23 protein-coding genes are annotated in these 23971 nt (G+C 44.8%); 10 read left to right on the forward strand and 13 right to left on the reverse strand.

Annotated features, from left to right (window positions below; genetic code table 11):
* Positions 1 to 180 precede the first annotated feature (180 nt).
* Positions 181 to 1563: an alginate export family protein gene (locus tag BMZ72_RS11670; protein WP_089808425.1), complete on the forward strand. Its 1383-nt coding sequence runs from the start codon at positions 181 to 183 to the stop codon at positions 1561 to 1563.
* A 3-nt stretch (positions 1564 to 1566) separates the two neighbouring features.
* Positions 1567 to 2274 carry a M17 family peptidase N-terminal domain-containing protein gene (locus tag BMZ72_RS11675; protein ID WP_089808426.1) on the forward strand — a complete coding sequence of 236 codons (708 nt, stop codon included), beginning with the start codon at positions 1567 to 1569 and terminating at the stop codon, positions 2272 to 2274.
* 71 nt (positions 2275 to 2345) lie between these two features.
* Here BMZ72_RS11675 and BMZ72_RS11680 read toward each other — a convergent pair whose 3' ends face one another.
* From BMZ72_RS11680 to BMZ72_RS11710, 7 genes are all read right to left on the reverse strand, one after another.
* A complete protein-coding gene (locus BMZ72_RS11680; protein ID WP_089808428.1) occupies positions 2346 to 3206 on the reverse strand; it encodes a helix-turn-helix domain-containing protein in 861 nt (286 codons plus the stop codon).
* A 153-nt stretch (positions 3207 to 3359) separates the two neighbouring features.
* Positions 3360 to 5699 (reverse strand): GAF domain-containing protein, encoded by a 2340-nt coding sequence (locus BMZ72_RS11685; RefSeq protein ID WP_089808430.1) that lies wholly within the window; start codon positions 5697 to 5699, stop codon positions 3360 to 3362.
* 59 nt (positions 5700 to 5758) lie between these two features.
* The gene (locus BMZ72_RS11690) at positions 5759 to 6166 is read right to left on the reverse strand and encodes a VOC family protein (RefSeq protein ID WP_089809797.1); all 408 of its coding nucleotides are present in this window, start codon (positions 6164 to 6166) and stop codon (positions 5759 to 5761) included.
* 99 nt (positions 6167 to 6265) lie between these two features.
* Positions 6266 to 7084: an AraC family transcriptional regulator gene (locus BMZ72_RS11695; protein ID WP_089808432.1), complete on the reverse strand. Its 819-nt coding sequence runs from the start codon at positions 7082 to 7084 to the stop codon at positions 6266 to 6268.
* A gap of 100 nt (positions 7085 to 7184) precedes the next feature.
* Positions 7185 to 8288: a hypothetical protein gene (locus tag BMZ72_RS11700; RefSeq protein ID WP_143087670.1), complete on the reverse strand. Its 1104-nt coding sequence runs from the start codon at positions 8286 to 8288 to the stop codon at positions 7185 to 7187.
* A gap of 7 nt (positions 8289 to 8295) precedes the next feature.
* Positions 8296 to 8949 (reverse strand): hypothetical protein, encoded by a 654-nt coding sequence (locus BMZ72_RS11705; RefSeq protein WP_089808436.1) that lies wholly within the window; start codon positions 8947 to 8949, stop codon positions 8296 to 8298.
* Positions 8924 to 9481, reverse strand: a complete 558-nt coding sequence (locus BMZ72_RS11710; protein WP_089808438.1) for an RNA polymerase sigma factor — start codon at positions 9479 to 9481, stop codon at positions 8924 to 8926. Before BMZ72_RS11710 ends, BMZ72_RS11705 begins: the two co-directional genes overlap by 26 nt.
* Positions 9482 to 9598: 117 nt before the next feature.
* Here BMZ72_RS11710 and BMZ72_RS11715 point away from each other — a divergent pair, with 117 nt between their 5' ends.
* Both BMZ72_RS11715 and BMZ72_RS11720 read left to right on the forward strand, forming a co-directional pair.
* A complete protein-coding gene (locus BMZ72_RS11715; RefSeq protein ID WP_255373186.1) occupies positions 9599 to 10579 on the forward strand; it encodes an APC family permease in 981 nt (326 codons plus the stop codon).
* Positions 10563 to 11153, forward strand: a complete 591-nt coding sequence (locus BMZ72_RS11720) for an archaemetzincin (RefSeq protein WP_089808442.1) — start codon at positions 10563 to 10565, stop codon at positions 11151 to 11153. Before BMZ72_RS11715 ends, BMZ72_RS11720 begins: the two co-directional genes overlap by 17 nt.
* A 1-nt stretch (position 11154) precedes the next feature.
* Here BMZ72_RS11720 and BMZ72_RS11725 read toward each other — a convergent pair whose 3' ends face one another.
* Both BMZ72_RS11725 and BMZ72_RS11730 read right to left on the reverse strand, forming a co-directional pair.
* Positions 11155 to 11790 carry a response regulator transcription factor gene (locus BMZ72_RS11725; RefSeq protein WP_089808444.1) on the reverse strand — a complete coding sequence of 212 codons (636 nt, stop codon included), beginning with the start codon at positions 11788 to 11790 and terminating at the stop codon, positions 11155 to 11157.
* Positions 11780 to 13759, reverse strand: a complete 1980-nt coding sequence (locus BMZ72_RS11730) for a tetratricopeptide repeat-containing sensor histidine kinase (protein WP_089808446.1) — start codon at positions 13757 to 13759, stop codon at positions 11780 to 11782. The genes BMZ72_RS11725 and BMZ72_RS11730 overlap by 11 nt, the downstream gene beginning before the upstream one ends.
* 154 nt (positions 13760 to 13913) lie before the next feature.
* Between BMZ72_RS11730 and BMZ72_RS11735 the strand changes: the two genes are divergently transcribed.
* From BMZ72_RS11735 to BMZ72_RS11750, 4 genes are all read left to right on the forward strand, one after another.
* The gene (locus BMZ72_RS11735; protein ID WP_089808448.1) at positions 13914 to 14300 is read left to right on the forward strand and encodes a hypothetical protein; all 387 of its coding nucleotides are present in this window, start codon (positions 13914 to 13916) and stop codon (positions 14298 to 14300) included.
* Between the two features lie 142 nt (positions 14301 to 14442).
* Entirely contained in the window at positions 14443 to 14802 is a 360-nt protein-coding gene (locus tag BMZ72_RS11740) for a DUF6717 family protein (protein ID WP_089808450.1), read from the forward strand.
* Between the two features lie 442 nt (positions 14803 to 15244).
* The gene (locus BMZ72_RS11745) at positions 15245 to 15991 is read left to right on the forward strand and encodes a ferritin-like domain-containing protein (RefSeq protein ID WP_089808452.1); all 747 of its coding nucleotides are present in this window, start codon (positions 15245 to 15247) and stop codon (positions 15989 to 15991) included.
* 5 nt (positions 15992 to 15996) lie between these two features.
* Positions 15997 to 16656, forward strand: a complete 660-nt coding sequence (locus BMZ72_RS11750) for a DUF1361 domain-containing protein (protein ID WP_089808455.1) — start codon at positions 15997 to 15999, stop codon at positions 16654 to 16656.
* Positions 16657 to 16945: 289 nt separating this feature from the next.
* Here BMZ72_RS11750 and BMZ72_RS11755 read toward each other — a convergent pair whose 3' ends face one another.
* Positions 16946 to 17674 carry an SDR family oxidoreductase gene (locus BMZ72_RS11755; RefSeq protein WP_089808457.1) on the reverse strand — a complete coding sequence of 243 codons (729 nt, stop codon included), beginning with the start codon at positions 17672 to 17674 and terminating at the stop codon, positions 16946 to 16948.
* A 211-nt stretch (positions 17675 to 17885) separates the two neighbouring features.
* On the opposite strand from BMZ72_RS11755, the gene BMZ72_RS11760 reads away from it, so the two are divergent.
* Both BMZ72_RS11760 and BMZ72_RS11765 read left to right on the forward strand, forming a co-directional pair.
* Positions 17886 to 18092, forward strand: a complete 207-nt coding sequence (locus tag BMZ72_RS11760) for a hypothetical protein (RefSeq protein WP_089808459.1) — start codon at positions 17886 to 17888, stop codon at positions 18090 to 18092.
* 268 nt (positions 18093 to 18360) lie between these two features.
* The gene (locus BMZ72_RS11765; protein ID WP_089808461.1) at positions 18361 to 19353 is read left to right on the forward strand and encodes a helix-turn-helix domain-containing protein; all 993 of its coding nucleotides are present in this window, start codon (positions 18361 to 18363) and stop codon (positions 19351 to 19353) included.
* Positions 19354 to 19360: 7 nt separating this feature from the next.
* Here BMZ72_RS11765 and BMZ72_RS11770 read toward each other — a convergent pair whose 3' ends face one another.
* The 3 genes from BMZ72_RS11770 to BMZ72_RS11780 are packed head-to-tail and all read right to left on the reverse strand — an operon-like array spanning position 19361 to position 23968.
* Positions 19361 to 21721 carry a TonB-dependent receptor gene (locus BMZ72_RS11770; protein ID WP_089808463.1) on the reverse strand — a complete coding sequence of 787 codons (2361 nt, stop codon included), beginning with the start codon at positions 21719 to 21721 and terminating at the stop codon, positions 19361 to 19363.
* A gap of 25 nt (positions 21722 to 21746) precedes the next feature.
* The gene (locus BMZ72_RS11775; RefSeq protein ID WP_089808465.1) at positions 21747 to 22949 is read right to left on the reverse strand and encodes a hypothetical protein; all 1203 of its coding nucleotides are present in this window, start codon (positions 22947 to 22949) and stop codon (positions 21747 to 21749) included.
* Positions 22949 to 23968 (reverse strand): IPT/TIG domain-containing protein, encoded by a 1020-nt coding sequence (locus BMZ72_RS11780; protein ID WP_089808466.1) that lies wholly within the window; start codon positions 23966 to 23968, stop codon positions 22949 to 22951. Before BMZ72_RS11780 ends, BMZ72_RS11775 begins: the two co-directional genes overlap by 1 nt.
* Between the last annotated feature and the right edge of the window lie 3 nt (positions 23969 to 23971).

The raw sequence follows: 23971 nt of genomic DNA on the forward strand, positions 1-23971 counted from the left end.
CATTATTACGCCGTTCGCCCCCCTTATATGATCTTTTTTCGGATCTATGGAATTGTACAACACTTTCGATGATTTGTAAATCCGCCGTACTGCCAGTTTCAGATACCTTTGATTCCGGAACAATGTACCAGGCTCCAAACCAGGCTTACCGCATGTTCCTAATGGCAGAATACGATTATTATGAACAAAAAGATCATAGCATTATTTTTCCTCCTGCTATATCAGGGTATACAGTCATTGTCTGCCCAGAGCTTTAAACTGATGCGCTTTAATGAAGACTATTACTACCTGCGTAACGATACAACAGGTAACTGGTACAATCATATCAGGTACATCCCACTCTTTAATAAGGATCATTATTACCTGTCCTTTGGCGGAGAGGCGCGCTATGAATATGCGGCTACCGTTCATGACAACTGGCTGAAATACGGCGATGGTTACAATGATATGGTCCTTCAGCGCTACAGTCTCCATGCCGATCTGCATCTGGGTCCTGCTGTCAGGGTGTTTGCTCAGCTGAACAGCGCCCTGGAAAACTTCAGCAAATTCGATCCCAGTCCGGTCAATAAAGACGCGCTGAATGTGGAAAACCTCTTTGTAGACGTCACCCTTAAAACATGGAGCACCCGGCAACGTAAACTGGTAGCCAGGGCAGGCAGACAGGAACTTGACTACGGTACCGGCAGACTCATCTCTGTCAGGGAGGGTACCAACGTACGCAAATACTTTACCGGTGGAAAACTAATGTATAATGCCCCCCGTTTTGGCGTAGACGCCTTTGTCATGATGGACGATGAAGTAAACCCCGGCGTATTCGATAATCACCTGATACATGAAGCAAATCTGTGGGGGGCCTATTCTTATATCATCCTTCCAAAACAGGGCAACTTCGATCTCTATTATCTGGGCATCCACAGGGACCAGGGGAGATTTGAAGAAGGGACACAAAAGGAACTGAGACATACCGCTGCCGTGCGTTACTGGAAATACGGCGGCGGCTTTATCTACAACCTGGAATCCGCCTACCAGTTCGGCACCTTCGGTAATGGCCGTATCAGTGCATGGACCACCGCCATCGATATTGGCTATACATTCGAACACGCCAGATATAAACCCAGTATCAACATACGTAACGACTACATTTCCGGTGATAAAACGCCCGGCGATGGAAAACTGCAGACATTCAATCCCCTGTACCCTAAAGGAGGGTATTTTGGATTCAATCCCCGTATCGGACCATCCAACCTGATCGACATACACCCTTATGGTAATCTGACCTTCAGCAGTAAATTCTCCATGCAGGCAGACGCCGTATTTAACTGGCGGTATTCAACAGGTGATGGGATCTACAGACCCAGTGGTTCATTCAATACGGCGGGTGCAGGATCAGATGAACGGTATATCGGAACGGCTTACCTGCTAAGTGGTGACTACGCATTCAGCAAATTCGTCAAACTAAGCTGTGGTCTGCAATACTTTGATACCGGCGCCTTCATCGAACAACAGGTTAGTCCTTCCGCCAATTCTTTCTTTATCAATACACAGTTATCATTTAAGTTCTAAAATATGAAAATGTTTAAAACAAGTCTTACCAGCTTACTGCTGTTTGTCGTATTCGCAGTAAATGCACAGGTAAAAGATCTGCCGGCAGTTGGTACCTCCGCAGTAGTAGGAAAAGCAAATGGTATTGCAGTAGAAGTAAAAGTCCAGGGACCTTCCGCACAGGAAACGCCTTTGCAGATCGCCTGTGTGTTTGAATACACTGAGGGTGATATCACCAACCCACCGGCATTACCGGCGCCACTCAATGGCATGCTGCACCTGGATGAAGCATTACATGGTATGATCACTGATCTGCGGAAGAGTGGTAAGTTTACCGGACACGCATTTGAGACATTGCTGATAACGCCTCCTCCGGGCACGATCAAAGCGAAACAGTTACTGCTGATCGGTCTGGGTAACAGAAACAGCTTCAACGCAGAAGTGATGTACACCGTAGGTGCCATTGGTATGAGAGAAGCCCTGAGACTAGGTGTAAGCGCTTATTCACATGCAAGCGACATTAAAGATGCCGGTATCGATTCTCCTACTGCTGAAGTAGCAGAGAACGTTATCAAAGGCGCTTTTGATGCCTATAATACACAACTGCAGCTGAAAGAGAAAAAGATGTCTGTATTTAAACCAGTACTGAAACTGACCCTCTTATCAGGTCCTGCATTTTATGCCCCTTCTTCAGAAGCGGTAAAACATGCGCTGACTGCTTACCAGCAATAAAAAGTAACATATAAAAAAACCGGGAAGAAGTTGTCATCATCTTCTTCCCGGTTTTTTTATTGTAATTGATATCAGACCATTTCGGCCATACTGTGTTTGAAGGCAGTAAAGTTCATGCCCGTTTTCGCCTTGAAGAACTTACTGAAATGCGCCTGATTATCAAACCCCAGATCAAAAGCAATTTCCTTCAGACTACTGTCAGCATATAACATCCGGCGCTTAGCTTCCAGAATGATCAGTTTATGGATCTGATAACTGGCAGTGAAACCCGTCACTTTTTTAACCGCTGTATTCAGGTAGTTAGGCGTCACATTCAAAGCATCTGCATAATCCGCTACTTTCTTACAATGTGTAAACTGCTGTTTCAGCATGGTCATAAACCTGCGGGCTACATCTCCGTCTCTGGACAGCACCTGTGTTTGTCCTCCTACACCTAATTCCCTGGACAAATAGATCATAAACACATTCAGCAGTCCTGATAAAACCTCAGATCGCATCCACTGGTCACTCTCACACTCCCGCTGCATCTTTCTGACAATTTCCTCCAGTTCTTCCTGCATCTCTTCATCTGCCCTGAAGTTGAGCAACTGCATATTCAAGATGGATTCTTCGAAGGACGACATCATATCCTTCAGGTTATAAGCGAGGTAAAGGCAATCAGGCGAAAATGAAATATAGTAACCATTGACAGGACCGTCCAGCTGAAACTTCCTCATCTGACCAGGCAGAAAGCAATAGATCTGATGATCTTCCACCTGCATGATCTTACCGTCTGCCTGTACGGTGCCGGTACCATATTTCGACCAGAGGATCTCTACATTTTCACGTTTAAACGCTTCCTGGTCAGAGAACGTATTAATTATATCTGATGATTCAAATGAGTAGATCTGAATCCTGGATTTCAATTGTCTGTTTTCCTGGTTATGTATCATAAAACTGGCCTATTTAATTGACCTGTAACAGGCAATCAAAATGCCACAGCAATAAACAGCTGAAAAACAACCAATTACAGCAAATCATTCATAAACTACATTTACGATATATCGTAATTTTACGACTACTGTTCTGAGCGCCTTTATGATTCTTCATAATTCTGCCACCCCTACTCTCAACGCTCTTAAGCCACTCAATCCCTGGAGATCTTCCAGTTCCAGTTCCTCCAGGTCATTGTTCAGCGTACCTTTCTCCTGCAGATAGTGGATAAAAGGCAGGTAATCTTCAATATCCTTATTATCAAAATAGATCAGTACGATCTTATCAGGTTGTGTCAGGCGCTCTTCCGTATTCCGGAGATGCACCTTGTCAATCCGTTTTTTGATCATCTGGTAGCGGATATTATAAGCACCCTCCACATCGAACTTTCGCTCGTCCGCTCTGAAACTGATATCAATGGTATGATTATGCACAAAGATCAGTTGTGTGGTACGCAGGGCAACCGGCATATCCGGCAATAAGGAAGCCGTCAGCTGTGCCACCGCTGCCATGGAAGACAATTGCCACAAACGCAGGTTCTTCAGGTGGAAATGATTGAATGGCTGTTCAGGTGCAAAGGACTGTCCGATATAGATATCATATTCAACACCATCCGAACGGAACTTTTCAAAATAGCAGGGATAGGAGGTCTGCAACAGATCCTTCTCCGTTTCAAAATAGTTATTCACTATTGTATTGATCATCTGCATGGACATTTCCAGCGCATGCTTGCTGCCATACAGATTACTATTGAATTTATCCAGTGCGTTAAGATATTCTTCCAGCAGCTGGCTGTTCCCATTCTGTCTTGCAATATGTTGCAGATAAGGGGTGGTCTCTTCCCGGAAGAAGGTCACCAGCCTGTTTTCATCATTCCCGTTCAGCTGTTGTACTGCAAGAGCTTCTTTCCATTTACCACATTTGTAGATCATCTCTTCCTGTAACACAGAATGATGCTCTTCCTGCAAGGACTGTAGCGTCTTCATCAGCAGGTCCAGATGCGTATCCAGATCGGTGACGATCGCCTTATTCCGCTCTATGGTCGAGTTACGGATATCTACTGCGCCATAAAGCGGATATACCCCGTTAAAATGGATGGTTTCGGTCGTTTCCGGCAGTCCTTTCTTCCTGTCATGGAGATAATGCCAGGCTACTTCGTTGAACTTCCACTGTACTGACGGCTGGATCGAGGTGAATTTCTCCTTGATAATATTCTCGATCTCCATGTTAAACTCGTCGATATATACCTCGAATAACTGGGCAATAGCCGGTAAGGCCGGCTCCAGTAACGAAACAGTCATTTCTTCAAATGTCTCGTCTTCCCAGGTATGCATCGCCAGTACCCCCACCGGTTTGGCGTTATAAAATACCGGCAGTAAGGATAGTGAACGGACTTTCAGTTTACGGAAATGTTCCAGGAAAGCGATTTCCATCTCCTTCGGTCCGAAAAGGTCATGAGAAAAGAAGGAATTCGGATTGGAGAAATACCCTTTTGCCTGTTTACGGAAAACTTCCGGCGACAGCCGCTCTCCCCACACCTCAAACAGGATGCCCGTACCAGCCTTTTTATAGCCATAAACAGGCTCATTATTGATCTTTACGAGTGGAAACAGGTCAAACTCGATCTGTTTATTCCCAACGATAGTTTTAAGTGATTGTATGACGTTCAGGTAACTGCTCTCATCATTATCCGGGGTACGGTTCAGCCGCACATTTTCTATGTTTTCCACCGCCTTCTGTACTGTCACATCGGATATTGATACGATACAGAAACCCCTGAAACGAAAAGATGAGAGTGGCAGCATTTTCAGCAACAGATCATACCCTTCATCCTCTGCCAGCATCAGTGATATTTCACCAAAATCGGGCGTAGGCAGTGGACCGATCGGTTCTACCTGTAAAAAATCTGTATTGATATGCACCTGGAAATATTGCAACAGTCCGGTTTCCCTGTTGATACCCGCATGATACTGCTCCGTTTTCACTGACATACGGAAGTTATACAGTCGCTGCAAAATGAAGGAATAGATCATTTGCAGACGGCTCCTGTGAAATTCTTCCGGCGTCTTGGATACGATATACTTTTCGTGATCGACCACCTTATTGGACATGAGCTGATACAGGGTTTCCGTACCATAGAAGATCAGCGGGTGGAAAGGGAAGCTCAGGCCCCAGGCCATTTCATTTTCATCTGCCAGCGGGGGTGACAGGCAAACATATAATTGTTCCAGTAACTCACTGTACTCATGCACATCAGCAAGCGCAATATCCTTGCTGCACACCTGATATTTATCAAAAAGAGCCAGGGTATGTTTATAGATACCAGCCTTGGCCGTTCTTTCCTCCCCTGCTCTCTTCCTCAGATAGTCAGTGAATGATCTGAAAGAAATGGCGGCGTCCAGCTGGAGCGGTAATGCCTTTTCACCGGAGAGGTCCAGTATGTCATTTTTCATGCGTATTCTTTGGCGGATTACTACAAAGTTAATGAACATACGTAAGAACCGTAAAAGGACTATTCCTGTGTTGGCATACTTACGTCATTAGCTGTTCTGAAAACTGTTTCAAGGAGTATGCCAGCTGGTGTACGCAGGAAGATCCTCCGTTCTCCGATATCAGGCAGATCCATCGGGGAGAAATGGATGCCCAGTTCTTTGAGGTGTTGTCTGAAGCCATCATAATCCTCCATATAGAAGGCGGTATGGTCTATTGCCTCTGCCGGTGACTGACCCGTCCTGTCATGATAAAATGAGGCGGGTATCAGGTGTACCAGGGGCGCTTCTTTCCAGTACAGCCAGTGACCTGGCATCGCCCTGGCAATAGCTGCCGGCCGGGGGCCTTCTGTCAGTCCGAAGACTTTGATGAAGAAGTCCCTCGTTTCAGTCAGATGGTCCGTCCTTATCGTAGTATGATCTATATGCATGTGTGATTCCTTTAAACTTGTCATGCAAAGTTCACCCGTCTGCGCGGACCGGCCATTGAACGAAACAGGGATTATCCTGTATAAACTATAGACCGGCGGTCAGAGTGCCATTTGTTGTTTCTTAAAGGCAGATGGCGTGAGATTAAAATGGGCTTTAAATGCGCGGTTCAGGTGGCTTTCGTCACTATACCCGAACTCCTCGGCCAGCTGGGTCAGGGTCTTATTCCGGCTCACCAGCTGACTGGCGATCAGTTTAAGGGCATATTCCTGTACATATTTTTTGTAGGCACTGCCGGTTGCGTTCTTGAAATATTGGTTAAAATAGCTTTTACTGATATGAAAAGTATCTGCCATCTTTTGCACAGACAACAGGTGTTTATCTGCAATATGCTGGTGGATGTAATTCAGAACAGACTGTATTTTGTCGTCTTTGGCGGAAGATAGTTGTTCGCCGGCATCCTTTGCTGTCAGCGTAATGATCAGTGACAGGGCATGCTTTATAATGATCTGCTGATGAGCACTTTCCTTGCGGTGCTCCCGGATGATCAGCTCCATCAGCTGCATAATATCCGGCTTATTTTTACAACCGGCCGATACCTTACGGTATGGAGAAGATAAGGCAGTAAACAGGTCCTTAAACCTTGTATCCTGCAGAAAATCGCTGAAATATCCCTCATGAAATTTCATGATGCAAACAGCGCTGCGTTCCTGGAAAACAAAGAAGTGATTATCCTGTGGAGCCAGTATAAACAGATCGCCTTTTTCATAGTTATAGGTCGTTCCGTTGATCATATGCTGCCCTCTTCCCCGCATGATATACAGCATTTCAAAATGTGTATGCTTATGCAACAGAAAAGGCCAGATATCCTTGACCACATAGTCGATCTCCAGTTGCTGGGTGAGGTTCCTGATATACATGCCTGAAAATTACGTGTATTTCAGCTAATTGCAGATACCGCTCAAAGAAACAGCCGGCACAATGGCCAGCTGTATACAACAGAAAGGGGTTAACCGGGTATTAAAAGCTTTGTATGAGACGCAAACCGGGGGTCACTCCCTTAAAGAATTCATGGAAGTATATCACCGGTTCTATCTTCGTTTTGCCTTCCAGCAGTGAAAGACGTCCTAATCCCACACGGAAGGAATGTTTATCAAAATAGTCTCCACTACGATGTACGAGATAGCCGACAGAGGCGACAAATTGCAGCTCAGGCTCTTTCTTTCCCTGTTCTCTTTTCGTCCGGCCAACACCGTACATCAGTGTTACAAAGTCATTGCGGTATGTCTTTAATTTCCCTTCGCTATCCCGGCCAAAGAAGAAGTTAGGTTCCCAGTAGGCCCCGAATTCCATCGTCTGCTTACCGCTGAACACAGTAGTAACTGCGGTCGCTCCAATGCTGAACGAAGGCACGAAATAGTTTTTATAATTCTGGAGATTCACACTCCCGTTAAAGGACAGGTAGTCACCATGTGTACCGACATTACCACCGGAAAGACTGGAAGAGATCATATAATCTTTCCGGATATGCATCATACCTTTATCATCTTTTACCCAATCTGAATGCACGTTTTCCCGGAGACTGACCAGCTTCGCCTGCAGACGTCCATCAGCATAGGTAGCCAGATCATTCAGCTGATTCACAAAAAAGCTGATGCGGAAACGATGGACCTGCTGCTTCCCCGGCACGGATACCATACCGATGAAATGCACTGTATCCTGTTCAAGTTTCAGGGCGGCCATATCTCCCTGTTGTACGAGATAACTCGTACCGGCAGGGCGGAATTGTTTAAATCTTAACTTCTTGGCAGCCGGAGGTTCCATGACATAGTCAATGCGTTTCACGGACAATTCATCCAGCAGGGAATCCTTTAAGGGCGTGATATCTTTCAGGAAGATTTTCAGCAGCGAATCAATGTTGCCCACACGTGCCAGATCTCTCATATCGACCAGTTCCACCTGCATCTTATCTCCCTTGTCCAGCGCAATCAGGAATCGTTTGCTGATCTCCTGTTCAGGTACATCAAATACCTTGTCTTCATTGGAAGTCCGTGTATTGGTCTGGGCATAAAGAGTCCCCGTGATGCTCAGCAGGAGCATCAGAAAGCAAGTAACTTTTTTCATCTATTGTTTAGTTTTTGGGAATGTTGTTTGAAGATTTATCCGAGACAATCTGACTGGCAAAACCGGTGCGTCCACCGACTGCAATCCTGAATTGTTTATGGTCCGGGTTGATATAGGTATTACCGATGACGTCTCCACCAACTTCGTTGATGTGTACGACGCGCATTTTATGCGTATTCGTACTGACAGTGGTCGTAGTCATTACCAATGGCGTATCATTATTTACAATAATTTTCTCTTCTATGGGTTGTCCGATAGCTACATGCTGTATACCGGCAGAGGTATCACTTTGTACGGTAAGTTGTTTGCTGATCCGGACAACCGGTGTCTTCTCCGGTATTACTACATTCACCACATCCGCCGTTTTTACTACAGCAACAGGTGCAGGCGATGGCTGCTTCACTGGCGTGTATACGACTGCCGGTGCCGCCGGTAAAGCAGGAGCTGTCTTCTCCTGTAACAGGAATGGTATCATTGCTGCTATCAATACTGCTGCCGCAGCCCACCAGTACCACATTTTCCGCTTTACAGGCGTTTGTGTTTCCATTCTCTGCTGCAAACGATCCCAGGCAGCTCCTTTATTGAAAGGCGCTTCCCCTGGCAGTCTGTCCAGTGCATCCATCTTCTCCGGGAGGCTATTGCTGTGATTTTCGTTTAGCATATGCAATATTTTGCTGCGTAAGCATTTTTTGTAATAATGACTTCGCCTTACTGAGCTGGGATTTGGAAGTACCTTCGGTAATGCCCAACAGCCGTGCGATCTCTCCATGATTCATACCTTCTATGACATGCAGGTTAAAAACCGTTCTGTAACCTGCAGGCAACTGTATCACAAGATTAAAGATCTCTGTAGCTGAAAGCGTGTTCAGTACGTCTTCTTCCAAAGCGACTGTCTCTGCTACATGTTCAGACACGATCACAAAGGTGTTTTTCCTTCGCAGAAACATCAGGCATTCATTGATCATGATCCTTTTCAGCCAGCTATACAGGGCGGCTTCTCCCTGGTATTGTAATCCCGGCAGGGCGGCATAACACTTATAAAACCCATCCAGCAACAATTCTTCCGCGTCCTGCTGGTTTTTGACGTAGCGGCGGCATACCATCAGCATCCTGTCTGACAAATGGTCAAACAGTAATCGCTGGGCGGCAGCACTGCCTTTCCTGGCTTCTTTGATGAGTTCAGGTGTAATCAAAAGCGCAATAGGTTTATACTCTTATAAATGCAGTTTACTGTGAAAGGGTTGCCCGGACAAATAAATTTATTTGCGGCTGCCGATTTGAGTATCTTTGGCTTTTATTATCCTATACTAATGTATTTTTCCCGTTTCTTACCTAAGAAGCTGCTGATCAGCGTCATTCTCCCAGTTGTATTTGCACTGTTCACCAGGGTACTTTTTGGCCTGGACCAATCCGGGGAGCTCCTCTCTGTAATGACACTGGCCTTCCTTTTCTGCGTCCCTTTTGCCATGGGAGCCATCACTATCTACTTTTCATCAATCGAAGATGTGGAAAAGAAGCGCTATCGGGTGATGATGCCCTGGGTGCCCATCATCGTCTTTCTTGTTGTCAGTATCGCTTTAACATTGGAGGGATGGGCCTGCTGGTTCATGGTGCTTCCGCTCTTTATGGGGGCAGCTTCTATCGGCGGTCTGATAGCGGGATATTATAAGATAAAGCAACATAAACGGGAAACCCTGAAAATCTCCCTGCTGGCCTTTCTGCCTTTATTACTGTCTCCGCTGGAGCAACAGCTGACAAACAGCCCGGGTCGTTATAAAGCAGATACCTATATTGATATTCATGCGCCAAAGGAAAATATCTGGAGCAATGTGACCAGGGTGAGTGAAATCAGTGCGGATCAGGACAAAGGCTGGTTCACCCGACTGCTGGGATTCCCCCGCCCTATTAAAGCAGAACTGAATTACCAGGGACTGGGCGGATACCGGAAAGCTATTTTTGATAAAGGACTGGTCTTCGACGAAGTCGTAACGGAATACGAACATCAGCGGAAAATGACATTTACTATCAAAGCCAATCCTTACGATATTCCATCCACCGCCATGGATGAACACGTGGTGATCGGTGGTGCTTATTTTGATGTGCTCAATGGTACTTATGAACTGGAGCAGCTGGATGACAATACTTTCAGATTGCATCTGTTCAGTCATTTCAAACTGACCACCTCCTTTAACTTCTATGCCAGCTGGTGGGCCGGATGGATCATGAAAGATATCCAGAACAATATTCTGCAAATCGTCAAAGACAGAGCTGAAAATGGCAAACAGATATAGTTTACTGCTGATCTGTCTCCTGCTGACAGCATGCATCCACAAAAACAAATCACACATCGCCTTAAAAGGCGTACAGATCAAAATACTCCCGCTGGGCAGGGTAAAAGACATCCAGATCAAAGAAACATACGAGGTATTAAAAGATATCTCTCCAACGACAGAAGTATTGCCTGCGCAGGATATGCCAGCATTCACCTACTTTGAACCACGAAACCGTAACAGGGCCGATTCACTGATAAAGTGGATGAGCCATATGGCAAAACCGGGTGAAATATATGTGGGAATTACTATGCAGGACATCAGCGCATCCGAAGGTAAACATGAAGACTATGGCATCATGGGACTGGGATATTGTCCAGGTAATGCCTGTGTCGTATCCAGCTACCGGCTGAAAAACAAAAAGAATTTCACCAAACTGGTGGTTCATGAACTGGGCCACAATATGGGACTGCCTCATTGTCCGGTTAGTAACTGCTATATGCGGGACGCCAAAGGCGGTGATCCTACGGATCAGGAAACGGGCTTCTGTAAAAAGTGTAGTGCTTTCCTGCTGAAAAGGAATATGCGGTTCTGATCTATAGTAGTTTCTGTTCTACGGCTGTTCTGATCAGCAATGCCACATTTTTAACTTCAAATTTCTGTAACAGGCTTTTGCGATGGGTTTCTACTGTCAGCGGACTTAAATGCAGTGTAGCTGCTATATCCGGTGTCGTCTGCCCTTCTGCGATCAACTGTAATATTTCCTTTTCTCTTTTTGTCAGGCGGGGTACACCTTTCAGCTCTGTGACGGACGGGCGGGACATGATCTCTTTGACCGCCTGACTGAAAGTGATCTGTCCATCCAGTGCTTCATGAATACACGCGATCAGTTCTTCTCCGGAAATATTCTTTAGTAGATATCCTGAAGCCCCCTGCTGTAACATCTGCAATACCATACTGCGTTCACTGTGATTACTCAACGCAAGGACGATGGTATGGGGAGATAGTTTTTTTATTTCAAGGCATAGTTCTATGCCGTTAATATCCGGCAGACTGATATCCAGCAGTACAATGTCTACGGTATGCTTCTTCAGGAAACTGAGGAATGCGGTCCCCGTTGTGAAGCTGCCCGCAACAGAAATGTTTGCTGCATTCAGCAGTAATTGCTGCAATCCCTCCAATACAATCAGGTGATCATCCACTATGGCCAGGCTGGCGCTGTTATCCGACATGCAGTTCTATGTTTATTGTTGTTCCTTCATTAATAACAGAAGTGATTTCTATATTTCCATCGAGGAAACCGACACGGTTCCTGATGTTACTGAGTCCTATTCCTTTTCCGCTGATAGCGGTATCGAATCCTTTTCCGTTGTCTTCCAGTGTGATCAGGAAGTTATTACCATCCTGGTTACACTGTAAAATGATGTTGTCTGCTTCTCCGTGACGGATGGCATTGACCAGCATCTCCTGTACGATCCGGTAGATGTGTACCTGTTTCTGTTCCGGCAATGTTTTACTGATACCATATGCCTGAAAATCAATTGCAAGGCGGCTTGTCATCAGTGATTCACACATATCCCTTAACGCTGTTTCCAGTCCGAATTTTAACAGATTGACCGGCATCATATTATGGGCAATACGGCGTAGTTCCGTTACCGAGCTATCTACCTGCCCGATGATCCTGCGTAATTCCGTCTGCTTCGTTTCTACTGCGGATAGTTGTCCGGAGAGATTCAGCTTCACGGCGGCCAGCATTCCACCAAGCCCATCATGCAGATCACGTGCCAATCTGTGACGTTCCTGTTCTTCTCCCTGTAAAACAGCCTGTCCGAACTTCAGTCGTTGTTGCTGTTCTATTTCTATCAGTTGCTGCAGATGATTCACTTCCTTCTGTGCGAGGAGCTTCCTGTTACTACGATAGTACAGTAAAGCAAAAGTGGCTACTACCAGGAGGAACAGACTGATGGAGGCGAATAACCAGCTGTACAGACGGCTGTTCTTTGCAGACAGTGCTGCCTGGGCGTTCCTGCCCTCCAAAGCAATGATCCGCTTCTGGCTTTCCGCACGCTGGTATTTCATTTCCAGTGCGTTAATATCATTGGCCACATCGCTTTCGTGCAGACTATCACTGAGGTGTCTTGATTGTTTCAGCCATTCGTAGGCAGGTTTCATCTGTCCGAGACCAGAGTAGCTTTCTGCCAGTCCTTCATAGATCTCCAGACGACTACTGTTCAGGGACATCACATCTTCATCCTGCATCAATTCCAGCAGAATATCCTTTGCCGGTGCATAGATCTTTGCAGCCAGCAATGATTTAACCTTGTAGAATTGTATTTCCTGGATAGCATATACTTTATTAGGCCCTTTGGCAGCAGCCATTCCCTTATCAAAGCACTGGATCGCAGTTGTATATTGTTGCTGGTGATGATAATACAGACCTTCCACCATATAATGCCCTGCATACAATTCTGACTCCGGATAAGGCGCCAGTAAAGGTTTTACTTCATCAACGGTACGTTTTGCTTCTTCATATTTTTCCAGACAGATGTAGTTCTCTCCTGCCCTGTTATAAGCGGAGATCAGTTTCGGACCTGATGCGTGGATAGATTTGTAGATACGAATAGCATTGTTAAGATATGTTTCAGCTTTGTCGTATTGCTCTATATTCATAAAGGCAACCCCTACGCCTACATACTGAGAGGCAAGAATAACACTGTCGCCTGCTTTAGAAGCCAGTGGAATTGCCTTATTCAATACAAAATCAATATAGGCCCTGTCATCATCTTTTCGTTGCTGAATAACGGCCAGATTGATCCAGACGTTTGCCCGTATCTGATAAGCGTCTTTTGTAGCATAAGGGCTTAACAGACTATCTGCATTCCTGAAAGCTTTTTCGCTTCTGTTCACATCGGAGCCATAGTACAGATATCCTTCATGTGCATACGACAATCCATAGAGGAAAGAAGACCCTTTACTCAGGCGGCGGCCTTCATCGATACATTGTCTTGCTTTGGCTGTATCTCTGGATACCCAGTATACTACCAATGCAAAATTAGCCCTGGCCTTCACGCTGTCAGTTCCGGGTTCACGCAGCATCGTGGTGAGGCTGTCAAAATACCGTTGCTGATTTAACGGCATCTGGGCTTTACAACATACTGATATGGTTATGGTTAATGCAATCAGGATATATAAACGGATCATGGCCGAAAAATAAAAAAAATACCTGGAACCAGGTAGAAATAAATCATGGGTTCCCGGTATTGCCCTGCCTGGCAGGCCGGTTTACCTTTGTCATCCGATGAACAGGTATGCCGAAAACTGAATGATAGAGTAGGCACTTTTTTAAACCATTTGTATGAAATTATTGAAAAATTACGCTTTCCTGGCGCTGTTGTTATCTCTTGTGTTTGTTGCTTGTTCCAAAGATGATGACAATAAGCCATCTTCATCCTCTCACAAAGTTTATTTCAAAGCAGTTGCAAGTGCGGGTTCCAGCATCTCTGTCGCCGTATGGGGATATGACGGTAAGGTCACTACTGCAAGCAGCCTGTCCGGCACTACCTGGACAAGCCCTGAATTTGAAGTACCTGGAGGTACGATTGTAGCAAATGCTGCTGTAAGTGCAACAGGCGTTAATGCCAGTTCTACACTGAAAGTACAGGTATTTGTAGATGGAGTGATGAAAGAGGAAGGATCATCCAGCGGAGAAGTTTTAAGTGCATCTGTTTCACATAGTTTTTAGGTCTTTCTATTAGTTAAGCCACAGCTGTGCAAATGTGGTAACATCTATTGTATTGAATTTCCCAACTATAAAGGCAACATATCAATGTTGCCTTTTTCTATTTCCTAAAACGTTACCTTTGCGGTCCCCAAAACCTATTGTCATGAGAAATACGTTTAGATTTTACAAGACGCCCGAAAACAGATGGTACATTGACATTCCCGAATGGCAGGATGATATTGCCGCACTCGAAATGGTATTAGGTGCAGATACCATGCTCGATAAAGTAAGCGACTATACGAGTGAATGCTTTATAGAAATGAGTGATGAACCATTTGAAGGCGCAGACCCGATAAGGTTGATAGAGAATCTTCAACAGTCTATCGGCGGCGGTAACTACCTGATGGAAAACTACAGAGGAACGCCTGTTAACCAGGAAATGTGGCTCTGCGAGGTAACAGAATATGTGTTCAAAGGATTACCGGAGATTATTTATGTAAATGTTATACAGGAAAATAATTAATCTGTGATGAAGAGCCCCGTATCATTGTTTTGATACGGGGCTTTTTTGTTACTATACCTCCCATACTCATCCTGATTCATGCATTCTTACCTGAGTATCCACCTAATCCATTCATTTTTTACAGACCAGTTATATCCGGCAAATAGTCCCTCCTTCATCCTAATTAATAACAATCAATGAATTATAATTACGCAACAACCTGCTGCGTAATTGAACAGTGGCAGAATAAAATAATTTCCCCCGATATGCTTTTTATTCCTTTACTTTGTATCTCAAAGTAAATACATCACCGGCTACTAATCCGTGTCAGACAGCTTTCCCACTGCCTGTCACCAACATAGCTATATATAATAAAAGGCCATCAGGCCCTTTTTTTGTATCATTTACTTTGAAAAACAAAGCACTTTCAATAAACCCGGACTAACCTGATAAAACACGCAACATGAGAACTAGTCATCAGTGGATCTCACATTTCAGCAGCAATGCCACACAACAGCGCATTGACTGGCAACTGGTCCCCACCGCTACAGAGCAGGAACTATCGCCTATCCTGCGATCTTTCCAGTCATGGCAACTGGGAGAGACACCGGATAGCGGTCCGCTGTTAAAGGCTACGCGGAAATATGCACGGAAAATAAATGATCCTTCCTACCTGGAAGCTATCAGGCTTTTTATCAACGAAGAGCAAAAACACAGTGACAATCTGGGCACATACCTGGATCGCATCGGCAAACCCAGGTTAAAAGCTGATATATGTGATACGATCTTCAGAAAAGTGAGATATTTCAATACCAGCATGGAAATCTGGACCTTATCTGTATTGGTCGTAGAGAGCATCGCTCAACTGTTCTATCAGTCCCTGAAGGATGCCACCCGTTGTACGCTACTAAAACAGATCTCTACGGATATCCTCATCGACGAGGCTCACCATGTCGCATTTCAGCGTGACCGTCTCTTTTTGCTCTTTCAGCATAAATCCCCGGTTACAAAATTCATCTGCCGGCATTTATACAAACTGTTCTTTGCCGGTACAGTAATCATCGCCTGGACAGCCTATAAAAAAGTGTTTATAGCAGGCGGCAATACCTTCAGCAGTTACCTACGGAAAATGAGATACAAGTACTATAAGAGTATTCATAATACGATCAGTCAGAAAAAAAACTATTATTTAGACAGCGCAATGGCTTAAAACTTATGATAAAATACCTCTCTCCCCTGGAAAAAATGCTGCTGGTGTCCGTTGCATTTACCATGTCACTGCTGACAATACGCGTGCTTTATACACAGGAACTGACCTATATTTTCTACGCCTGGAATACATTCCTGGGCATATTACCGCTCGTGTTCAGTCATATACTGCTACGCCAGCATAAATACAATATAAAAGCACTGCTGCTGATCGGCTGCTGGCTAGCCTTTTTTCCAAATGCAGCTTATCTGATCACTGATCTGTTCCATTACGAAGAGAAACCTCCCATGCCCAAATGGTATGATCTGCTGCTCGTAACTACTGCAGCCTGGAACGGGTTGTTATTAGGTATTGTGTCGTTGATGCAGGTAGAGCAATATCTGCTCCGTCATATGCGGGTGAGATGGGTCAGAAGACTGGTCATTATCAGCTTCATTTTATGCGGTTATGGGGTCTATATTGGCAGATATCTGCGTTTTAACAGCTGGGATGCGGTAACTAACCCACAGAAGCTATTAGAGACCTTTGCAGGGCATCTTTTCCTGCCCCATCAACATCTGTCTGCCTGGGCCTTTACCCTTTCATTTGGGGCCATGTTCGGGATCGTATACTTCACGCTGAAACAATTCCAGATCGCCACTATCCGCTTACAGGTTAAACACTAGTTATCCACATAAAACCGATGTTGTAACAATAATTGCAGGGATAAAATGACCTTTTTAAGGTAAGTTCTCCCGGAGATGCGTCGTGTATGCGTCGTATATACGTCGTATACGAAGCATGTATGAAGCATGCTAAGTCAAACTTTCAGGCAAAAGGGGGCATTCAGGACAAAAAGGGTATAAATACATTACTCAGCCTATAGTTACTCTTCGTTCGTGCTTCATATATGAGCGAAAGACGAACGAAGGGTAACTATAGGCTGAGTATATACAGATGATATTAAGAGCAGATTTATACCACCGGATTCAGTCTGTTAAAAGCCGCTGTTATTTCCGGCGGACCAGCCTTCACCATCGCTTCACTGAAACCAAAGCTCAGTTCTGTCTTACCCTCTGCCAGTTGTGCAAATATAGCTGTAATAAAGTCGCTTACCGGCGGTGCTGCATCATGCAGTCCTTTGCCTCCCAAATCTGTATTCAGGGCAGGCGGAACGATCTCTATCACTTCAATGCCCTTATTTTTCAGCAGATAACGGCTGGAAAGGGTAAAAGAATGGAAAAATGCCTTTGTAGCACTATATACCGGCACCTTTGTAAAAGGTACAAAAGCAAGGCCGGAACTCACATTCATAATTGTATTCAGCGCAGGTAATCCGGTGAATAACGCGGTCAGGTGCACAGGCGCTTCTATATTCGTAGCAATCTCGGCTTTTGCACGCTCATAGAAATCCGCATCGGTAATATTTGCCCATTGCTGAATACCTGCATTATTTACCAGCACATTCAGGTCGCTGTGCTGCTCTTCCACCCACTTAAAAAGTGCGATTCTTTCCGCTTCTGTGGATAAATCACAAACTTTAGTGATCACAGCAGGATACTTATCAGTCACCTCTTTCAATGCTGCCTCTCTCCTGCCACATACGATCACCGTATTGCCTTCCTGCAGAAACCGTTCTGTCAGTCCAAGACCGATGCCGCTGGCGCCGCCTGTGATCAGAATTTTATTGCCTGTTAATTTCATATATGTTTACGTTTTAAATTGCTCACAACAAAGGTAATCGTACCTGAATTTCCACAGCTTGCGAATATCAATGCGATGATTACGAAATTCAAACCACCAGCCTGGTGTCCTGTTACCGCACCCTACAGGGAAAACAGACAATCCTTCCTATTGTTTCACTTGCGCTGGCATGATTTTTTTGACAGTTCTACTGCAATAAACCTATAATGCCATGATAAACAACGATCCCAAAGAAAAGGAAGTAAAAAAGAAAAATGAAGATGCCGGTATACAACCCGACCCTGAAACACTGGGACCGGAACCGCAGGAGCATATGGAAGGACCGATTTCCACCATCATCAAAAAACTGGAAGAGATCGGAGAGGATAATTTCGGTGAAGATGACGAAGCAGTGAAAAAAAAGGAAGAGAAAAAATAAATCAATACAATTATGCATCAGGGACTACGAATCGGGGAGAATTCCTCTATTCATAGTCCCTGATGCGCAATTGTATTTTACCCTGTTTTACCATAAACGGAATCAATTACCATTAACGGAATCTAATTTTCCATTTATTTCACTGCAAATAAGCAAGTTATATCGCCAGAGAAAAAATTTTCCCAAATGCGTAAAGGGGACTGACATTAAAAAACATAGTATTGCGGTATTTACCTATTCGACCAACCGTAAATTTTTGTTCCTCTCCATGAATGACATGCTTTTTGAAAAGAATGCAGGTGTGATGTATTGTAATTTTGACATATATCAGGCGGAAGAAGCTTTGTTAAAGGAAAGACGCCGCTCGGTAGCCCAACACGGACATAAAGGAATTATTTATGAACTATCCTCCCCTGATGGCATCAACCTCGGTTATTACAACGTAACATCCAGCCAGCCAGGAAAAGTGGTTATTAAAAATACCAATCCGTTCATACAACTCACCTACACGATAAGCGGCAATAAAAGTTACCAGGTTCATCACGGCAAACACCGCGTACTTCCCTTCAAAAAACAGGAATACAATTACCTGTTCTTCTCAAAGGAACAGGTACAGCTGAACTGGCAGCCCGGAGAACGGCTTGAGATCTTTGAAGTCAGTGTTAGTCCGGAATTAATGCTCAATTATCTCCCACAGGAACATCCTTTCCACGCACTGTTACACCGGAGCATTGAAAGGAATGAAACTACCCCCATGAGCAGTTCCAATCTTTTCCTGCAAACAGAAAGTAACAGTATCCTTTATAAGATGATCAATTGTCCGCTGGAGGGGAGATACAAACAGCTCTACATCAAAAGTAAACTGGGCGAACTGTTATCAATTGAACTGGATGCATTCGAACAGAGCCAACAGGCCCATCGCAGGAAGACAGAAAAAACACTCAGGCCCGCTGATATTGAAAGGATGCATCATGCCAGGGAAATTATCATCTCTAATCTGCAAAGCCCCTGTTCACTCATTGATCTGGCTCACCAGGTAGGCACCAATGATGCATACCTGAAACGTCATTTCAAAACAGTATTCGGGACCACTGTATTTGGCTATCTGCATTTTACCAAAATGAACCAGGCAAAAGAACTGCTACAGTCAGGCACTTCCATTACAGAGGTAGCCACACTTACAGGTTATAAATACGTATCACATTTCAATCGCGCATTTACCAAACACTTTGGCATCGGACCCGGCAAAGTGAGAAAGTAGCTGTTGGTTATCGCAGATGATAGGCGATACCTGCAAAGAACAAACGTCCTGCCTGAGAAGGCACTTTCGGATCGATAAAGTTCAGCAGGTTCTCTGCATTGAAACGCAACGACAATTTGCTATCCACCAGCTTCTTTTCCAGTCCGGCATTTAACAGGTAATATCCCCTGACAAAAGTATCAAAACGGTCTATATACCCGTTGTTGTTCCTGTCAGCAAAAGGATAACGGCCTCTATAATTTACGCGTACGTTACCGCTAAGACGCCAGGGCTGATAAGTATAAACAGCCCTGACATTGAACATATGTCTGGAACGGTTTTCCAGTCCCCAGTAATCCTTTGCGGAAGGTGTATAATTGACGTATCCGGTTTTAGGGTCGAATAGCGGCGCATAATACTTTCCCCCTTCCCGGATCTCCTCTTCTATCGTTTTATCCTTTGCGATGAGGTACTGATAACCTGCACTGATATTCAGATCAGCAAGCGGCGTATAGGAAACAGATGCCTCTATTCCCTTATAATATGCCTTTGCATTATTACGATAGGAATAAAGTGCGCGGCCGTTGATGTCAGTCCCGATCAACACACTATTGATCTGATTCGTGATGTCATGATAAAAAACGCTGCCCTCCGCTTTTACTTTCTTTGAAGGAGCCTCCCAGTTAAGACTGAAATTGTAAGATTTACTCATTTCAGCTTCCAGCATTTTTCCCTTTATTTCATTGTACACCGGCTCCAGCTCATATTTGCTGATTTGCCCGCTTTCCATCATCTGATTGATGATATTACGTATGACAGCGCTACCTACTACCATATAATTGTAGGAAGGGTTATAGAAGACCTGATACAGCTTCTTCATATCAGGGGCCTTAAAACCTGTTCCGTAAGCCGCTTTCAGACGCAGTGTTGGTAATATCTTATATTGCAGCGCCATACTGGGGTCTAACCGCCACCCATAAGCCACAATATGATCATAACGCAAACCCAGGGTAAACTCCATCTTTGATATCGCTCTCCAGTTAGCCTGTGTATACGCAAAGTAGGATTTGATATCGTTCACATCAGTCAGGATGTTCTGGTCAATATGTTCAATGTTTCCTCCTGCACCACCAACAATGTCCAGCTTTTCCCCCACAGCATAAGATACCTGTTGTTCCGCACGGTGTAATGTTTGTCCGAATGCCGTCTGACTCACACTATCTCCCTGCGTCAGGGCAATACTCATATCCGCATTGTAACGGGTAAAGTAGTAACGGGTCATACTACGCCATCTGTTGCTGAAACGGTGATCAAAGGCGGCAGACAAATTCAGGTCCTGTTCATCCAATACATCTTTGGTAATATAACTGGCGCCAAAATCTTTGGTCATAAAACTCCGGCGTAAGCCAAAGCGACCGCTTACTGACAACAAATTATTATCATTGAAACGATATCTGAAACGTCCCTGTGTGGCATAGTTATCATAGGGTGGTGCAGTCGTACCCTTGATCGTACCGGTACTGGTATTGAACCCACCTGTATGGTAATAGTTTGAACTCAACGATACACTTCCTTTCTTTTTCAGGATAGGCGATTCGCCTTCCGCAGTCACATCCAGTGTTTCATTACTACCATAGATCACAGCTGCCATTGCCTGTGGATCCGCAACAATATGTCTTGTGATGATATTGATCGTACCTCCCAATGCATCACCACCATAGAGGTTGGAAGCCGCTCCTTTGGTAATTTCCACCCGCTCAATATTAGAAACACTGATACGGGAAAGGTCAAAATTGCCACTATTCCTCCCGATCATAGGTTGTCCGTCGATCAGCACCATGACGTACTCGCTGCCAAAGCCCTGCATCTGTACGCCAATCGAACGGGAACCAGCGCCAATATCATTGACAATAGCCACCCCCGTCTGTTCTTTCAGTACATCATCCAGTCTTCGGCTGCCCATTAATTCAATTGTACGGCGATCAATGATCGTAACCGGCATGATGCTGTTCTCTACTTTGATCAGACTCTCTGCATTTGCATTTGCTACACGCTGACTGATTACATTCACCTGTTGCAGATCACGCTTATCCACCTCCATGCGGATATCCCTGGTATGCACACCGGCTGAAACCCGGAATGTTTCTTTGTATAGTTTATATCCGACGATCCTGGCTGTCAGTGTAACCTGTCCTGCTGCCAGAGCTGAAAAGCGGTACCCGCCATGATCATCGCTTGTCACCATCCCGCCGGCAGGTTCCAGGGATACTATTACACCTGGTAGCATATTACCTTCTCTATCGGTGATCTTCCCCTGTATGGTGATCTGCTGCGCCTGCACACTGCATAGAGCAGTCAGACAAATTACAAGCAGTATAGATAATCTCATTGGTCTGTAATTATTACTGACGAGGTTAGTCTCTGGTCTTCAGATTACGACTACCGTCTTCCTGAATGAAATAACGGAAAGTAAAATAGGGAGAAGGCCAGTTGAGGTCTGTTACCACTTCCGGCGCCCCCTTGTACATACTGATCAGCTGTAACTTCCCATATCTGTAAGTACTGGCGCCTGTAACAGGATCGATCTGCTGCAGGCGTAAATAATAAGCTCTGTATGGAAACGGTTGCGCAATATGTGTCGTTGTACTGTATTCATACCAGGCGTTGACACCCGTTCCATATTCCGATGAATAACCTATCTGCATATCAGTTACAGGCACCGCATCAAAAAGGCTGTCAGCCGGCGCTTCATTCATAAATTCATATCCATATTCGTACATGAGTACAGCCGTTTTTGTCAGCGGACTACCATATCCCGGATTCTTTTCGTAACGGGCATTATTCAGCCATATCAGCCCATTGAAGTTTTCTGTAAAGGCAAGATCCCATTGTGTTGTTCTGAGATAACGGAGGGAATCCGCGGCATCACGTATAAAGAGCTGCTTGTGATCATGGAAGCTGTACAGGAACATATTGTATTTACCTGTTTCCTTGCCACTCTTACTATACTGTATTTGTACAAAGTCAACATTACTCCGGTAATCCGCATTGTTGACCAGCAAGGCCCAGGCATTACCCGTATAGATATACACCCGCATATTGTCACCATCACAGTATGCCCAGTCTGTCTCCGGATGTACAGGAGGCTGGCTGGAAGTACCTCGCCAGTTAAGCGATTTTCCATCATTCACTGCCGTATAGCGGTCAATACTCATCTGATACCATACACCGCTGCGATAGATATAATCCCTGTTATCAGCAGTATTGGTATAAGCGCTATTCTCTGTTACACTTTCCGGATGTTTAATTCCGGGAGATAACCAGCTGATGGCAGCATCCTCATTGATATCTACCCCTGCAGCGGCGTTGAGCTTTTCACTGCCCCGGGGTTGTATACGGATAGAGTCTGTCCAGGACGAGTTAAAGAAGCGCTGCCGCATATAGGTATCTCCGTCTGCATAGGCAGGTTCCCAGCCATCAGAGGCAAGCGTATCACCAGGAAGATCATAGACAACAGTACTGTGACGATCTTCGTAGTTCACCGCGTTATCCTCCTGCTTGTAACAGGCTGTTATCAGCAGGAATACTGTTATCACTATATAGAATGATCTTTTCATCAGTTTTTAACAGGGAAAATGGGCCATACATCCTGGCTAAGCAATTTGCTCAGATAGATAGGACTGTAATAAGGACTCATAAAATAAAGCACGATACCGGTTGGCTTGCTATTCAGCGGTGTATCCGGCAATTTGAATTTAATGGTATTGCTGGTTTGCGTCAGGGCATCTGCTTCAAACACATAGTCTTCAATGACAAGCTTTGTAAAATGCTTCGCATACCATTTGATCACATCGCCATTATAATCATCACTGAGCCTGAGCGTCACACTATCACCGGCCGCAACCTGTTTACCTGCCTGATCAAAACTCAGGTGCAACAAAGTGGTGTATGATATATCCGGCATTCTTAGTGTAACTTCTTTTTCATCAGACACACGGTTACCGATCTTAACAAATATTTTATGCAGACCAGTATCCTGAATATCTGAGTATGCAGGCAGATTAGCAGTGATACTGGTCATGGAGATCTTTGTATAATCAATGGGCAGATCAAACTCGAATCCATCCCGCAGACGCTGCGCATACACATGCACATCTGAAGTATCGCCGGTAAGGAAATATTCTCCGGATACAGTCACCTGCGTACTGGAAATCCAATGCAGGTTATTAGGACTGATCGAGGATATTCTCGGTACTGCATGATTGATCACTGGTTTAAGACGATAGGTCTGTACAGAACCATCCTCAGCCGTCACCTTATATACAGTTTCGCTACTGAAAGACACTTCCGTTCCTGAAGCAGGAGAAATAGTCGCGTGCGCTGACACAGCAATAACAGGTTTGATCGTTTTGGGTAATTCCGCTTCCGCCGCCCAGTATACGATGATGTTACCATTATTAACAGTCGCATTAATGGAATCACCTGCATATCCCATCAGCACAAAACTTTCTATATTTTTATAAGGTCTTTTTTCATATTCATACTCCGTCTTGGAACAACCCTGTAACAGGCTCCACACACATACGCCCAGCACCCAGACGATCCTGGAAAATCGCTTCATGATATTTATGCTCATATA

The organism is Chitinophaga sp. YR627 (assembly GCF_900114995.1).
Lineage (GTDB): Bacteria > Bacteroidota > Bacteroidia > Chitinophagales > Chitinophagaceae > Chitinophaga.

Excerpts from the sequence above, each read along its gene's own strand:
- BMZ72_RS11670 (WP_089808425.1), top strand. The coding sequence starts at position 181 with ATGAACAAAAAGATCATAGCATTATTTTTCCTCCTGCTATATCAGGGT.
- BMZ72_RS11675 (WP_089808426.1), top strand. The coding sequence starts at position 1,567 with ATGAAAATGTTTAAAACAAGTCTTACCAGCTTACTGCTGTTTGTCGTA.
- BMZ72_RS11680 (WP_089808428.1), bottom strand. The coding sequence starts at position 3,206 with ATGATACATAACCAGGAAAACAGACAATTGAAATCCAGGATTCAGATC.
- BMZ72_RS11685 (WP_089808430.1), bottom strand. The coding sequence starts at position 5,699 with ATGAAAAATGACATACTGGACCTCTCCGGTGAAAAGGCATTACCGCTC.
- BMZ72_RS11690 (WP_089809797.1), bottom strand. The coding sequence starts at position 6,166 with ATGCATATAGATCATACTACGATAAGGACGGACCATCTGACTGAAACG.
- BMZ72_RS11695 (WP_089808432.1), bottom strand. The coding sequence starts at position 7,084 with ATGTATATCAGGAACCTCACCCAGCAACTGGAGATCGACTATGTGGTC.
- BMZ72_RS11700 (WP_143087670.1), bottom strand. The coding sequence starts at position 8,288 with ATGAAAAAAGTTACTTGCTTTCTGATGCTCCTGCTGAGCATCACGGGG.
- BMZ72_RS11705 (WP_089808436.1), bottom strand. The coding sequence starts at position 8,949 with ATGCTAAACGAAAATCACAGCAATAGCCTCCCGGAGAAGATGGATGCA.
- BMZ72_RS11715 (WP_255373186.1), top strand. The coding sequence starts at position 9,599 with ATGTATTTTTCCCGTTTCTTACCTAAGAAGCTGCTGATCAGCGTCATT.
- BMZ72_RS11720 (WP_089808442.1), top strand. The coding sequence starts at position 10,563 with ATGGCAAACAGATATAGTTTACTGCTGATCTGTCTCCTGCTGACAGCA.
- BMZ72_RS11725 (WP_089808444.1), bottom strand. The coding sequence starts at position 11,790 with ATGTCGGATAACAGCGCCAGCCTGGCCATAGTGGATGATCACCTGATT.
- BMZ72_RS11730 (WP_089808446.1), bottom strand. The coding sequence starts at position 13,759 with ATGATCCGTTTATATATCCTGATTGCATTAACCATAACCATATCAGTA.
- BMZ72_RS11735 (WP_089808448.1), top strand. The coding sequence starts at position 13,914 with ATGAAATTATTGAAAAATTACGCTTTCCTGGCGCTGTTGTTATCTCTT.
- BMZ72_RS11740 (WP_089808450.1), top strand. The coding sequence starts at position 14,443 with ATGAGAAATACGTTTAGATTTTACAAGACGCCCGAAAACAGATGGTAC.
- BMZ72_RS11745 (WP_089808452.1), top strand. The coding sequence starts at position 15,245 with ATGAGAACTAGTCATCAGTGGATCTCACATTTCAGCAGCAATGCCACA.
- BMZ72_RS11750 (WP_089808455.1), top strand. The coding sequence starts at position 15,997 with ATGATAAAATACCTCTCTCCCCTGGAAAAAATGCTGCTGGTGTCCGTT.
- BMZ72_RS11755 (WP_089808457.1), bottom strand. The coding sequence starts at position 17,674 with ATGAAATTAACAGGCAATAAAATTCTGATCACAGGCGGCGCCAGCGGC.
- BMZ72_RS11760 (WP_089808459.1), top strand. The coding sequence starts at position 17,886 with ATGATAAACAACGATCCCAAAGAAAAGGAAGTAAAAAAGAAAAATGAA.
- BMZ72_RS11765 (WP_089808461.1), top strand. The coding sequence starts at position 18,361 with ATGAATGACATGCTTTTTGAAAAGAATGCAGGTGTGATGTATTGTAAT.
- BMZ72_RS11770 (WP_089808463.1), bottom strand. The coding sequence starts at position 21,721 with ATGAGATTATCTATACTGCTTGTAATTTGTCTGACTGCTCTATGCAGT.
- BMZ72_RS11775 (WP_089808465.1), bottom strand. The coding sequence starts at position 22,949 with ATGAAAAGATCATTCTATATAGTGATAACAGTATTCCTGCTGATAACA.
- BMZ72_RS11780 (WP_089808466.1), bottom strand. The coding sequence starts at position 23,968 with ATGAGCATAAATATCATGAAGCGATTTTCCAGGATCGTCTGGGTGCTG.